Source organism: Photorhabdus sp. HUG-39 (assembly GCF_963878365.1).
GTDB lineage: Bacteria > Pseudomonadota > Gammaproteobacteria > Enterobacterales > Enterobacteriaceae > Photorhabdus > Photorhabdus kayaii.
The window spans coordinates 127,069-140,986 of the sequence record NZ_CAWNWY010000008.1 but is presented as its reverse complement, the minus strand read 5'-3'; the positions used below and the strand labels follow the sequence as shown (position 1 = coordinate 140,986).

Sequence of the window (13,918 nt, the reverse complement as noted above, 5' to 3'; positions counted from 1 at the left end):
AATGCATTTTCAGGAGTTAAAGCCTCATTTAAGTCATGGAATAATTTTATTCTTGAAAAGATCATTGACATTTTTAATTCTCCTTTTGTGAGAATGATTAAAGTTTAGTGTTAAATACCGTAATGTTAGGAAACATAGAAAATGCCGTAAGAAAGTATTCATAAGATATTGGTTCTAGAAAGTGCCAATGGGATTTTGGAATATTATCTAATGTCTCGCACACTAAGTTCTGCCTCCTAGCCTGATTAATCATACTGTCATATCCAGACATTTTTCCCTTTAACTTTATATTTTTATAAAAGTCATTAGGTTCTCCATCTTTGAAAAATTGATCATATTTAGCTTTGGCCTCAAGAAATAAGCATTGTGCAGGTTTCCAACCATCGAAATTTGTATCCATGCATAACCAGGTTTCAATTAGGTTTAATTCAGGGTTGTATATCGTCCCGGCAATTTTTGTTTGGTAGGCAATGGTTATTTCTGAATACGATGTGGTCTTTTCCCAAACCATTGTAACGTTGCCAATTGCCGGACATTTCTCACATTCGGTGCGGGACGAAGCAATTGTTTGTGTATCCGCTTTTGCCTTGTCTTGTTCACCTTCTTTATCTTTGGTGCTTTCCATCACACCAACGGCGGCTAATCCTGTTGCACAAGCAGCCAGTGTCCATTCAGCCGCCGTTAAAAGAGCGGGAGCCGCTGGCGCAAGAAGTAGTAATGGCATGTCCATTTCTCCTTTTCAATAAATGATCCATGACTCGCAAATAATCACGGTATTTTTCTCGGCTCTCCATTTTACCGGATTAATGTATTAGCCCGGTACAATGGAGAAGACAAGCGCAGCGCGTCAGTGTTGTCTTAAATAGGCCAAAGTGATTGTTGTCTCATTAAGCGAGAAAATCTTTCTGGCTGGCAATCAGTTTTGCACCACATGCTGTATGCATACCTTCTAATGCGACAGGTTTTCCCTGATGCTTTAAGTCATTACTACCTTCCACAATAGGGAAAACCCCTTTGCACTTAGGGCAGTTTACTAAATCACCTTTAGCGGCAACAGGTACGCCTTGATACACGTAATTATCAATGGCGGTAATGACTTGACCACCATGATCGGTTAGGTCGTTTAATCGGATTACGGCTCTGTTTGTCATATTTATAACTCTGTCATCAATGGTAGTATTTGTAAATCCCGTAAACATATTTCAATATCATTGGCTTTATTGATATGATCTTGATTTTCAATATCAAAAATATCTTTTGTCGTAATAATCAATGAGCCTTTTTTGTTATTTTTATCAGAAATAGATATTATTTCTTCTGCCATTGGAACTAAAGTCGGATCTATTTCTATTGGTAAATAGAGCATCCAACCTGCACTTATTCGGTCTGGAAATACTTGCTTTTTTTTCAATCTATATCCTCGTGTTTCAGTCATAACGATTGGAGAATTACGAGTAGATGCTAAAGCTTTAACAAACTCTATAATAGTTTGAATCTTAAATTTTTCTTTCACTAAGTTAAGATCAATAGATATATTTGTTTTCCCTAGTCTATTATTGTAAATTACATCACTGCTTTGATAAAAAATTCTATTTTTAAGTTCAATATCACCTGGGATATCAAATAAAGTAGCTATAAGATATTTTGCATCTTTATCATAATTTTCTGTAAGCTGGCTTATAGCATATTCAGTAAAACCAGTATCAGTAAATACATTATTTTCCTCTATTTCCTCTAAACTATATCCTGGTAAATGCCAATAACTTGGGTTACTACTAATATTATTTATTTTCTGCATTATCTGATATGCATCCCTTAACGCCAATTCAGGTGTTATTGGCTCATTAAGGTCGTGAAACAATTTTATTCTTGGATGTATTAAACTCATAATCATTAATCCTGTTTGAAATTTTCAGCAATAGTTATAGGCTTTTGATCAACTCATTGGCGTATGAAATGTTTTAATGTTAGTAAAAGGAACAAACATTTCAGAAAAATATTCATAAGATATAGGCTGCAAAAAATGCCAATGAGACTTTGGAATATTATTCAATCCTATGCATACCCTATTTTGTCTTTCTGCTTGCCAAATTGTACTTTCTGCCCCTGTTTTGCTGGTAGGTGTTTTTCTAAACTCACCAAAAATCCAATCTGGTTCACCATTCTTAAAAAACTGATCATATTTAGCTTTGGCCTCAAGAAATAAGCATTGTGCAGGTTTCCAACCATCGAAATTTGTATCCATGCATAACCAGGTTTCAATTAGGTTTAATTCAGGGTTGTATATCGTCCCGGCAATTTTTGTTTGGTAGGCAATGGTTATTTCTGAATACGATGTGGTCTTTTCCCAAACCATCGCAACGTTGCCAATTGCCGGACATTTCTTACATTCGGTACGGGACGAAGCAATTGTTTGTGTATCCGCTTTTGCCTTGTCTTGTTCACCTTCTTTATCTTTGGTGCTTTCCATCACACCAACGGCGGCTAATCCTGTTGCACAAGCAGCCAGTGTCCATGCAGCCGCAGCTAAAAGAGCGGGGGCCGCTGGCGCAAGAAGTGGTAATGGCATGTTAATTTCTCCTTTTCAATAAATGATCCATGACTCGCAAATAATCACGGTATTTTTCTCGGCTCTCTATTTTACCGGATTAATGTATTAGCCCGGTAAAACGGAGAAGACAAGCGCAGCGCGTCAGTGTTGCCTTAAATAGGCCAAAATGATTGTCGTCTCATTAAGCGAGAAAATCTTTCTGACTGGCAATCAGTTTTGCGCCACAGGCTGTTTGCATACCTTCCAATGCAATAGGTTTTCCCTGATGCTTTAAGTCATTGCTACCTTCTACAATAGGGAAAACCCCTTTGCACTTAGGGCAGTTGACTAAATCACCTTTAGCGGCAACAGGCACGCCTTGATACATGTAATTATCAATGGCGGTAATGACTTTACCACCATGATCGGTTAGATCGTTTAATCGTATTACGGCTTTGTTTGTCATATTTATAACTCTGTCATCAATGGTAGTATTTGTAGATCCCGCAAGCAGATTTCAATATCATTGGCTTTATTGATATGTTTCTTGTTTTCAATATCAAAGATATCTTTTGTAGTGATAATCAATGAGCCTTTTTTGTCATTTTTATCAGAAACAGGTGTTATCTCTTCTGCCATTGGAACTAAAGTCAGATCTATTTCTATTGGTAAATAGAGCATCCAGCCGGCACTTAAACGATCTGGGAAGACCTGTTTTCTTTTTATTCTATAATTATCAGTTTCTACCATAATATAAGGTGAATTATGGCTATAAACCAGAAACTTGATAAAATCAATCAACTTAATAAAGTGAAACTCTTTTTCTTTAATGGATATATTAATCTCTATTTTTGTTTGGCCTTGTCTTTCAACATGATAATTAAAGTAACTAACTGAACATGCTTGCCCATCCTCGCCTCCATCCCAGACGCCTGATATAACCTTAGGATCTTCTTCCGTATAATTTTCTTTAAAGTCGCTTATACATTCGTCTGTTATTCCTCTCTCATCAAAAGCTACCCGAGTTAATGCTTCTTCGCGGCTATTTCCTCCTAAGTACCATATTTTAGTGTATCCAAAGAAGATATCTTCCAATTGTTTTACGATTTTATAGGTATCATTAACTGCAATGTCTGGCGTTAATGGCTTTTTCCAATCTGTATATATTTCTATGTCTAAAGATAAAATAGTCATTAATTTTTCCTATTAGAAATTATTCGGTTAACAAGGAGTATGAAATACTTTAATATTGGAATAAATAGATAATTTCTCTAAATAATAGGCGTAGCTTATATGTTGCATAAAATGCCAATGAGAATTTGGTGTACTGTTTAATGAAGTACACACCCATTGTTGTCTTTTTCCTTGTTTTTGCATTGAGTAGTCTGACGATTTCCACCAAGGTTTGGGTTTACCATTTTCAAAGAACTGATCATACTTAGCCTTAGCCTCAAGAAATAAGCATTGTGCAGGTTTCCAACCATCAAAATTTGTATCCATGCATAACCAAGTTTCAATTATGTTTAATTCAGGGTTGTATATCGTCCCGGCAATTTTCGTTTGATAAGCAATTGTTATTTCTGAATACGATGTGGTTTTTTCCCAAACCATCATTACTTTCCCAATAGCCGGACATTTCTCACATTTGGTACGGGACGAAGCAATTGTTTTTGTATCCGCTTTTGCCTTGTCTTGCTCACCTTCTTTATCTTTGGTGCTTTCCATCACACCAACGGCGGCTAATCCCGCTGCACAAGCAGCCAGTGTCCATTCAGCAGCAGCTAAAAGAGCGGGAGCCGCTGGCGCAAGGAGTGGTAATGGCATATTAATTTCTCCTTTTTAATAAATTATCCATAACCCGCAAATAATCACGGTATTGTTGTTCCGGGCTATCCCCGGCGTTCAACATATTCTGGATTGCTGGCGAGCCGTGAAAATCACGGTTAAACGCAACGAAATATAAATAAGAGCGGATCAATGCTTCATCCTTGAACCCCACCTCAACCAAATCCAGATAAGCTTTCTTTAATCGTTCGTGTAGGCTGTGTTCGCTTTCATTTTCGACTAATTCACTGTGTTCAGCCAGAATACGTTGTCGGATCTGGGTCACATAAGCCTCATCTTCCGCATCAATAAATTTAGCGACCTGCTCCTTGCTGAGTTTTATCATCGTTAGGCCCCTTTTACGAAATGATCATTATTATCAAAAGAATACACCCACTCATGAATACCGTCAGTGAATGCCGACAATTGCTCTGGGCTGAAAATATCCCGAATTTGATGCAAAATGCGGGGATCGTGAAAACGCAGTAATGCCGTTTCCCCCGTTTCCAGCTCAACATTCAGGTAGTTTTCAAGGTGACGAGTCAGTTTGTCTAAAGACAGCGTGGTGTGTAGCCAGGATACCGAAGGTGCAGCCTTTTCCAGCGCAGATAACTTTTCTTCCCATGATTTCGCATAAGCCATATCAAACAACCACGGTCCCGCGAACGCAATTTTGGCATCCGGGTATTGCCGGAACAGGGGATTATTCATGCCGGCGATATACTTAATCTCCTCAGCAAAATGACGTTCATACTGTAGGCCGCTGACTAAGGCATACCATTTCATTTCGGGATGTGTTTCTCTGTATTCACTCCATTTTTTCTGTAATTCTGGTGTCATGACTGCCCCCTGATAACCATTGCCGTACCATTCAATTCTGCTTTCATCAGACAGGTCAGACAGATTTCTTTCAATGGTGTCGTCAGGGCTTTTTCTGCCTGCACGACACTGGTTTGTTTCAGTTTATCCAGCCTATCCGGTAGCTTGCCACCCCAGCCTGAGCCGCTGCCGGGTGATCCACTGCCGAAGTTAATGCTCGCACTGCTGGTAATACCGCCCGCATCGATTTTAAGGAAGTACCCGGCGGCCTGTAGGGTCAGTTCACTGCCGGCATCAATCACGACTTTAGCGCCGGAACTTAGGTGAATTTCATTGCCGCTTTGAGTTAACAGGGCGTCATCTGCCTTGATATGGAGTTTCTGCCCCGTAGATAGGGAAATGTCATTTCCCGTCTGTACGCGGTACTCATTATCAATGCGTAAATGGGCATCATGTTTAATATGATGTGTCCGGTTATGCCCAATATTGTGGGTTTCATCATTCAGAATCAGCGTATTCATATCCCGTTGAGCATGAATAAATACTTCTTCACTGCCGTTTTCATCCTCAAAACGTAATTCGTTAAAGCCATTACCTTTATGTGTTTTGGTTCTGAACGTGGTGCGCGTCTTTTCCGCAGGTAGATTCAGCGGTGGGCGGTTAAGGCCATTGTAAGTACATCCGGTAATAATAGGCCGGTCAATATCGCCGTTGAGATAGGAGATAATCACTTCCTGACCGACTCGCGGTGTTGCCAGAAAACCAAATCCGTTGCCATTCCACCCTTGTGCAACCCGCACCCAGCAAGAAGCCTGGTCGTCAGGCGCGTCATAACGGTTCCAGTGAAAGTGAACGCGAACCGCGCCATCTTTGTTGACGTAAATTTCTTCAGTGCCTGGCCCGACAACGGTTGCAATTTCATCGCCATCGGCCAATGGTTTATAGCGGTATGGGGGACGCCAATCGTTGCGGCCTGGAATGAACTGGGTGTGTGAATTCAGAGTGGTGCCGGTTCCGTTATCGCCTAAAACGGCGGGGACATGCCCCATGTGTTGGGAAGAGATGACTTGCCAGCGATCATTCATGGTGTCAATCGGGTGGTTGGTTAGTGTAAAAATTCTGCCGGGCATTAGTCGAATACAATTGCTGTCCGCTTGCCCTGATTTGCTGTCAGCACGCAAAGCTTCCAGCCGGTACTGGGTAAACGGAATGCCCTCTTTGTCTTTCTGAAAACGGCCGTAACTTTCAAAAATATGAAATGGCGTGCCGTTCTCCGCTTCAAAATCCGTGGCGTTATGCTGTAAAGCGTAATTGGGGTTGTGATAATTTCTGTCTTTTTGGTCGGTAGATTCCGGGCGCATGTAGGAGCCAAGAGACCATTTGTAGATAACATTTTCTTCTACTGCGCTGGTGACGTCCGGGTTATAAATCAACGTATCCGGCGCTCTCATGTTCAGGTAGCTATCACTGAGATAGAGCCCGTCATCGGCGAACCAGAAGAAAATCCCCTCCTCAGCCGCCAGGCGGGTAAAGAAATCATAGGATGATTCCCTTTTCATGGTGACGTATTCCCGCGTTGAGTGTGGGTTATTCAAATGCATATTGGCCCGGAGTTTCTTCTGTTTCAGTATGCGTTGTAAAATATCGGGGACACTAAGCTGGTGATAAATACGGCTGTCCTGATCGAGGGTCAGCAGCCACATTTCTGGTCTGACTGTCAGGTGATACTGAGTTTGATGTCGGTTTGTGGCGCCAACAACCGCACTTGCAACCAATCCTTTCACTTCACGTTGCAGAATATCGTCACGGGTAACGGTGAACCGCACGGTTTGGAGCAGGAGGGTGTCCGTGTCTATATTTGAACGGTTTGCCGCTAATGTGAGAGACAGGGTAAATAACGCTGAAAGCGCTTCATCTAATGTAAAATTCACTACCGCAAAAGTCATGGGCGGCAGATTGCCGATGGTGCAGGAAAAGCGGAGTCCGGTTTTCATAATGTTTCCTTCAATTACATGATCTTCTGATGCCCAGGCATATTGTAAAATTCCCAGCATTCATTGGTGCCGTTATTGATAACGGTTAATCTGTGAAAGCTGGTTTCAACAAAACAGAGGGAGAAAGCGGTGTGTAGTGTTTTGGCAAAAGCATACATTTCTCCTTCATGTTCATAATTTTCTGGTGTCATGCGCAGTGTGATGGCTTGGCCTCTCACAGGAATGCCTTTGTCAAAATGGTAGTATGGCTCAAGGTAGATAGCGCTGAGGCTATCGGCCATGCGCTGAATATGCCGGCTACGCGGGGCGTCCAGATGCGCGAAGGTATCAAGTTGTTTGACCAGAGATCTGACTGATTCAATATGACTGAGAAAAAATGGCCCAATCGACAATAAAGAGAGTATCGGCCAGTGCTGATGACTGTTTATGACGGCAGGAAGATCTTTTGACGCCGCCACGATATTCCTGGCCTGAATATGGCTGGGTATCTGCTCGCTGGGTATACAGATTTGTCCGATGCCCAATGTCCGTGCCTGCGTATGATATCTGTGATATTGGCAGTAAAATTCGCGATAGTGGTGTTCTGTTACGGGTTTTGCCTGATGATCATAAAACGTGAGATTAATTTGATTGCCACCAAATGGCGATTCTTCCCGTATATGGTTAAAAAGTAATATGTTGTCACCGGGTTCGGCAAAATGGCAGGCGGCCAGTTGCTCGCTATTGATAAGAGGAACACTGTGAGCAGATCCTTCAGATGTTCCATCAGGATCGGATTGGAGTTTAATGTTATCAATACTAAAGATTTCATTCGCTGCTAATACATAACGCGATTTGCCCTTTTCAAATGTTATCGGTTTTGTTCTTGCCGGAGCCAGGTTAATAACGGGTACGCAATGGGGAATAAATGCGGGTGTAATGTCCTCGATGGGAATGTTACGGTCAAATTCTAGAATAATGGTAAATTGCTTATCTTCTCCCAAAGGGAGCTCAGCGATTTCTTCCGATAAATCAAATGACATAAAGTCATTAACATGTGGCAGATAGAGGTATTCGTATAACACCTGCAACGGCCAGAAATAGTCATGGGGTCTCGGCAGGACCAAATTTTCTTTCAGGCGTGGTGTGATCTCAATAGCCAGCCACATCTCCGTCTCTTTTAGGGATGTTTTCAGATAAGTGTTGTTCAGCGATTGATCCACGTATTTGGTCAGTAAAGACGCCAGTTTTTGATCTTCTCCGAGAAAAAGCGTGACTTGCCCTGTCTTCCAATGGGTAGTTTGCCCATGATATTGAAAGGTCAGTGATATCAGGCTCTTGTCTCCGCTGTGTGTCAGCGTTTTATGGACCAAAGTGATGGGCTCAATATTGATATCTTGAGTGGTTCTGAATGTAATGGATTGATTCTGCTGTATGGCGGAAATTTCACTGCCTTTGGCAATGCTTGTGGTTTCAGTCATGCTGCCCGGTTGAATATCTAGCTGGACAATGCTGGTTGAAGGGATCGGATGTAAAGGTATCGGCCATACTTTTCGTAGAAGAGGGTTAATGATTTCCGGGAAACCATCATCAATTTTCTGCTTAATACCGGCAGTTGTAAGCGCAAAACCTTCCAATAATCGGAGAACATCCGGGTCGCCAGATTCGGAGGTAAATGGAGCAAGGTGTGGATGCTCTTGCGCTGCGTTACTCAGATCATGCTTTATTTGTGAAAGTGCTTCCCGATAGAAGTCTTCAAAATTTTTCATATCTACCTTTGTCTTTTTTCCGATCAAATATTAATGTAAATTTATATTTTGAGCTGATGGATATCAAGGTTGATAATTTAAATAGGTGCAATTTTTTGTTTCAAACAGTTAATGATGTAAATTTTTTAGGTGTTCGATTAACATAATTATGTAATTTATTTCAATGAGTTTTATTTATACCCAATGGATTTCAAGATGGATCGCGACGGCAAGGGAGCGAATCCCCGGGAGCATAGATAACTATGTGACCGGGGTGAGTGAGTGCAGCCAACAAAGAGGCAACTTGAAAGATAACGGGTATAGATAAATTTTCTTTAATCAAGTTGTGGCGCCATGATAGCCAGAGGTTAGCAGCTGAAATTAATATTTAATCATTAAGTTAATGGAGGGAAAGATGTCACGTTCTATTATTTTGGTCGGTGATTCGACTTCGCATGGTGGCAAGGTGTTAGCAGGTGATGAAGGCGTTGATGTGTTAGGGAAGAAAGCGGCTCGGGTTGGGGATGCTGTATCCTGTCCAAAATGTGGTGGCAATCAAACCATTGTGGAAGGGACGCCTAAAATAGTCAGCTCTCATGGGCAAATGTACGCACTGGAGGGAATGAAAACCTCTTGTGGCGCGACATTAATTGCTTCGCAAAGCCTATTTCAAGCATAGAATGGCGGTAAAAGGCCATATTCTGCCTGAAATAGGGTGAGTTGATTCAAGTACGGATGTTCAGTGCTTCATTATCTTTTTACAAACTACCCGGTTGACGTGGTGGATTACGGCCTGATCTAGTTGTTGTCGCACTGCGAATATCCCGACCAATCACATCAATACTCGCTTGAAATGGCGGGAATGGCAGAGTAATGCCGTGTTCGCGGAATCCTTGCAAAATAAGCTGATGGACTTCGTGACGAACCGGCATGCGGTGCCCCATTTCAGCGGCATAAATACGTAATTCAAATATCTGAATACCATGTTGAAGATCAACCAGATAGGCTTCAGGTGCCGGGTTATCAAGGATAAGCGTGCAGCGTTTAGCCGCAGTTAACAGGATTTGGGTGACCTCTTCACAGCTAGCTTCTGCCGGCGCAGGGATTGTCAGTACAACACGAGTGATGGTGTCAGATAATGACCAGTTAATAAACTGCTCGGTAATAAAGGCTTTGTTAGGAACAATGATCTCTTTTCTGTCCCAGTCTGACAGGGTTGTCGCGCGTGTATTGATCTTGGTGATGCTCCCGGTCAGGTTGCGGATAGTCACGGTATCTCCGATACGAATGGGTTTTTCAAACAATATCATCAGGCCGGAAACGATGTTGGCGAAGATTTCCTGTAAGCCAAAACCTAATCCAACCCCTAACGCCGCGACAAGCCATTGCAATTTTGACCATTCAATACCAATCAGGGAGAAACCCACTAAACCCCCAATCAAAGTAATGGTGTATTTGGTGAGTGTGGTGATGGCGAAGCCGGTACCTGGCGTGAGTTCCAAATGCTGTAGTAAGGCCAACTCAAGCAGCGCGGGCAGGTTACGCACCAGTTGAGTGGTGATAATAATCACCAAGATAGCAATCAAGACAGAACCTACGGTGATGGGTTGAACAGTTTCTACATTGTTTATGGTGGTGGTGACATCCCACAGTCGGATATTTTCTAGAAATGAGAAAGCGGAATGCAGTTCAGACCAGAGCCAAATGAGTGAAACCAAGGCAAGCAGAGTCAGAATTGAACGGATTAATCCCAGTGACTGAGCGCTGATTGCATCCAGATCAATAATGGGTTCCTCAACTTCAATGGCGCCTTCGATACTGCTTGAACCTGTTGAGTCGTCTTCTCCTTTGGCGCGTTGGGCCAGAATTTCTGCCCGTCGCTGTTTTGCCCGGTCAAAGGCGATCCGGCGTCGCTGAATCAGCATCCAACGACGGATAATATGGTAAATAACCAGTAGGAAGAACCAGATAGCAACGGAAGTTTCTAAACGCCCTAGCAATGCTTGTGATGTGCTGAAATACCCGAGTATGGAAGCTAGTGCTGCGACTATCGGCGCAGAGAGTAAAATCCACCAGAGAGCAATATTGATAACATTTTCGCCGTAGCCATTTTTATCCAGATAGAGCGGGACTTTTGCCCGTTTCAAGCTGTTAGTGATCAGGCTTAAGGAGACGCATAGGACGAGGAAGCAGAGCCTACCGAGTGTGGAAGAAAATTCTCGATCACTGTAATGTTCAAACGTTATCAATGCCATGACCAACGGTACAATGGCAAAGATAGATAGTTGGTAGAATCGTAAGGCCCGTTTAACACGTTCTTCCGGCCAACGAAAATGGGCAATGAATAACCCATTGGGATGGGCGAAAGTGGCACTTAGTATGAAGATCCATAATACGGGCGTCGTAGCACTGACACCATAACCAATAGCTGTCGCCATAGGATACTGCCAAGCGCTTTGCAGGCCATAGCCAATGGCGGACCAGAGCATGGGCAAAGGTAACGCGACCACAACCGACCAGAATACGGTACGTAAAGTGAGGGAGAAGTGATCATAGGTGACTTTGCCGATACGGTTACTCGCGCGTTCAAGGAATGCATGATAATGGCGGAGAGAACCGACGCTGAATATAACCAGGAAGAGGGTGCCAAGCAGATACAGCAGCGTATCCTGAGTGGTCAGCATGACTATTAGAGCGCCGCTTAACTGAGAGAAGGTATCCAGCGATAATAGACGGGTCAGATCCTGCACAACACTGATTGGGTAATTGAGCGAAATGGGGTTAACATCCGCGACCCAGAATAGATAACGGTGTGTGGCCTCTTTAACTTCGGTTAGCGCATCATTTAGCTGACTGGTAGCGACTTTCAGTTTGGTCAATTCAAGGATTTCACTGTCGTAACCAGATAATAATGAATTAAGTAATTCTTTGCGGGTGCGGGTAAGAGAATCATAAATCCTCTCTTGTTCAGCAGTTAACGCAACGTTGCTTTTCTGTACGGGTTTTGTGTCTTTTTGTAGCTGCTCCAGCATGTCTTCGTATTTCAGCCTATCGACCCTGAATTTGACAATATTCCGATCAAGTTGCTGTGGTTTAGACATGTCAGGCAAACGGGCAAGCTGAGTTTGGAGCGCTTCTCCGAGTGTTGTAGAGCCACCGAGCCATTGTGCCTGTTCACGAATAGTATTCAATGCTTGCCGGACCTGAATAATATCACTGGCGGCTTGGCGTTGCTTTGAGCCGATGACATTCATTCGTTGTGCTTGTTGATTTAATTCCTGAGATAAATTCCGGTTCAGTTGTAATTCATCAAGCAGAAATTTTGGTAGCTGATCACTTTGTTCCGCCAGCATCTCGGTATGTTCTAGGGCTAATTCTGCTTTTTGCTGGCGTTGTGCATTAAGTTGGCTACGGAGTTGTTGCAGTTCAAGATCAAGTCGATGATATCGCTTTTTGAACAGTTCAACCCGCATACGGGAAATTTCCTGTCGATTATTTGCAGAAAGTTGAGCTATTTCGAGTTCATTGACTGTCGCTTTGTGGGCATTGACTTCGGCTTGAGCTAAGGCAAATTGAGCCTCTCCTAATGGGGTGGAGGGTGTTCCTAATGATTGTAGGCGAGAAGATGCTTCAGTTAGCAAGCTTCGTGCTTCTGATTGTTGTTGCGGTAATAGTATTAGAGAGTCACTGATTTCCCGTCCTTTGTCCTGTTCTTGCTGTAATTGCCCCCCTTGTTCTAGTAACCGACTGCTGACCTGAATGATCTGTTGCTCAATGCTTGCTATGGGTTGGTTAGCAGGAATTGGGCGGGGAGTATCACTTTCAGTAAGTAATTTTTGACGAAGTTCTTTCGTTATTTTAGGAAAATCATCAATGGCGGTCTGATACTTTTGTGTTCTGTCGTTAGCTGATTTAGTATCGGCAATCCAATTGAGAGCGCCTTGCAACGCCTGAGTAACTTCTGCATCCTGCGGGTTTTTGCTGGATTCGATTTGTTTCAGTTCTTGTTTGAGCTGGTTCTCATCAAGTGGAATCGCAGCAAGAACCGGATTAATAATGATCAGGCTAAGCAGTAAGCTGATAATCAGGCGCACGATAAAGGGCTCTCCTTGGCAAGGGATTAGCTTATGTTGTCAGTAGGTTCGTCAGGCATGATAGCTTGGGCTAACAGTTCACCCATGCGGGTTGTTGAGCCACTGCTTAAATGCCCGGCTAACTGTATCTGATTTTGTGCAAACAGGTTAATGACGGTAGAACCCAATTTGAAACGCCCCATTTCTTCACCTTTCTTTAAAGAAATTGCGTCAGTTGCACCAGCTTCGGGGTAAGTCCAGCGTTTGATAATACCTTCCCGTGGTGGTGTAACCGTACCACACCAAGTCATTTCAATACTGCCGACGATAGTTGCACCAACTAGAATCTGTATCATGGGCCCAAATTGAGTCTCAAACAGACAGATGACTCTTTCATTACGAGCGAACAGATTTGGCACGTTGGCAGCAGTCAATGGATTGACAGAGAATAAATCTCCTGGGACATAGATCATCTCTTTCAGTAATCCATCGCAAGGCATATGTACACGGTGATAATCTTTAGGTGATAAGTAAGTCGTTACAAACTGCCCATCACGGAATATCTCTGCCAATTGGTGATTGCCGGCGAGTAGAGCTTCAAGTGTGTAGTGATGTCCTTTGGCTTGAAGGAGCTGGTATGTTCGGATATTGCCTAACTGACTGATAGTACCATCAGCAGGTAGCGCTAATTGGTGTTCATTGCTGACAACTGGGCGAATATCATCTTTTAATGGGCGGATAAAAAACTCATTGAATGTGGTGTATGCTGAAAACTCAGGCGCTTTCGCTTCATTCATATCCACTTTATAAACACGGGCAAACGCCTTGATTGCCAGTTGAGTTAACCAGCCAGCTTTTTTGTTGGCAAACCAACCTGCTAGATGAGTTATTCCCTGTTTAGGCAGTAAATAGTGCAACCTGATTTTAATGTTATCCAGCACGTCAACCTCT

15 protein-coding genes are annotated in these 13,918 nt (G+C 42.8%); 2 read left to right on the top strand and 13 right to left on the bottom strand.

What is annotated here, in order from left to right:
* Window positions 1-97 precede the first annotated feature (97 nt).
* From AAC155_RS07850 to AAC155_RS07800, 11 genes are all read right to left on the bottom strand, one after another.
* Entirely contained in the window at window positions 98-724 is a 627-nt protein-coding gene (locus AAC155_RS07850; protein ID WP_113041687.1) for a restriction endonuclease fold toxin 5 domain-containing protein, read from the bottom strand.
* A 163-nt stretch (window positions 725-887) separates the two neighbouring features.
* Window positions 888-1,151: a PAAR domain-containing protein gene (locus AAC155_RS07845; protein ID WP_113041686.1), complete on the bottom strand. Its 264-nt coding sequence runs from the start codon at window positions 1,149-1,151 to the stop codon at window positions 888-890.
* Window positions 1,152-1,153: 2 nt separating this feature from the next.
* Entirely contained in the window at window positions 1,154-1,888 is a 735-nt protein-coding gene (locus AAC155_RS07840; RefSeq protein WP_113041685.1) for an immunity 52 family protein, read from the bottom strand.
* Between the two features lie 48 nt (window positions 1,889-1,936).
* Window positions 1,937-2,569: a restriction endonuclease fold toxin 5 domain-containing protein gene (locus tag AAC155_RS07835; protein WP_113041684.1), complete on the bottom strand. Its 633-nt coding sequence runs from the start codon at window positions 2,567-2,569 to the stop codon at window positions 1,937-1,939.
* A gap of 163 nt (window positions 2,570-2,732) precedes the next feature.
* Window positions 2,733-2,996, bottom strand: a complete 264-nt coding sequence (locus AAC155_RS07830; protein ID WP_113041683.1) for a PAAR domain-containing protein — start codon at window positions 2,994-2,996, stop codon at window positions 2,733-2,735.
* A 2-nt stretch (window positions 2,997-2,998) separates the two neighbouring features.
* A complete protein-coding gene (locus AAC155_RS07825) occupies window positions 2,999-3,724 on the bottom strand; it encodes an immunity 52 family protein (RefSeq protein WP_113041682.1) in 726 nt (241 codons plus the stop codon).
* Window positions 3,725-3,751: 27 nt separating this feature from the next.
* Entirely contained in the window at window positions 3,752-4,354 is a 603-nt protein-coding gene (locus AAC155_RS07820; RefSeq protein ID WP_113041681.1) for a restriction endonuclease fold toxin 5 domain-containing protein, read from the bottom strand.
* Between the two features lies 1 nt (window position 4,355).
* Complete coding sequence (locus AAC155_RS07815) at window positions 4,356-4,700, bottom strand: hypothetical protein (RefSeq protein WP_112894311.1); 345 nt, start codon at window positions 4,698-4,700, stop codon at window positions 4,356-4,358.
* A gap of 2 nt (window positions 4,701-4,702) precedes the next feature.
* Window positions 4,703-5,194 carry a DUF4123 domain-containing protein gene (locus tag AAC155_RS07810; RefSeq protein ID WP_113041680.1) on the bottom strand — a complete coding sequence of 164 codons (492 nt, stop codon included), beginning with the start codon at window positions 5,192-5,194 and terminating at the stop codon, window positions 4,703-4,705.
* Window positions 5,191-7,167: a type VI secretion system Vgr family protein gene (tssI, locus tag AAC155_RS07805; protein WP_113041696.1), complete on the bottom strand. Its 1,977-nt coding sequence runs from the start codon at window positions 7,165-7,167 to the stop codon at window positions 5,191-5,193. Before tssI ends, AAC155_RS07810 begins: the two co-directional genes overlap by 4 nt.
* 14 nt (window positions 7,168-7,181) lie before the next feature.
* A complete protein-coding gene (locus tag AAC155_RS07800) occupies window positions 7,182-8,915 on the bottom strand; it encodes a type VI secretion system baseplate subunit TssF (RefSeq protein WP_229015612.1) in 1,734 nt (577 codons plus the stop codon).
* A 163-nt stretch (window positions 8,916-9,078) separates the two neighbouring features.
* Between AAC155_RS07800 and AAC155_RS07795 the strand changes: the two genes are divergently transcribed.
* The gene (locus AAC155_RS07795) at window positions 9,079-9,222 is read left to right on the top strand and encodes a hypothetical protein (protein ID WP_158536514.1); all 144 of its coding nucleotides are present in this window, start codon (window positions 9,079-9,081) and stop codon (window positions 9,220-9,222) included.
* Window positions 9,223-9,309: 87 nt separating this feature from the next.
* Complete coding sequence (locus AAC155_RS07790) at window positions 9,310-9,573, top strand: PAAR domain-containing protein (protein WP_113041678.1); 264 nt, start codon at window positions 9,310-9,312, stop codon at window positions 9,571-9,573.
* Between the two features lie 79 nt (window positions 9,574-9,652).
* Here the strand turns inward: AAC155_RS07790 and mscM are convergent, their stop codons facing one another.
* Entirely contained in the window at window positions 9,653-12,988 is a 3,336-nt protein-coding gene (gene mscM / locus AAC155_RS07785) for a miniconductance mechanosensitive channel MscM (protein ID WP_113041677.1), read from the bottom strand.
* Between the two features lie 26 nt (window positions 12,989-13,014).
* Complete coding sequence (gene asd / locus AAC155_RS07780) at window positions 13,015-13,908, bottom strand: archaetidylserine decarboxylase (protein WP_113041676.1); 894 nt, start codon at window positions 13,906-13,908, stop codon at window positions 13,015-13,017.
* Window positions 13,909-13,918: the final 10 nt, after the last annotated feature.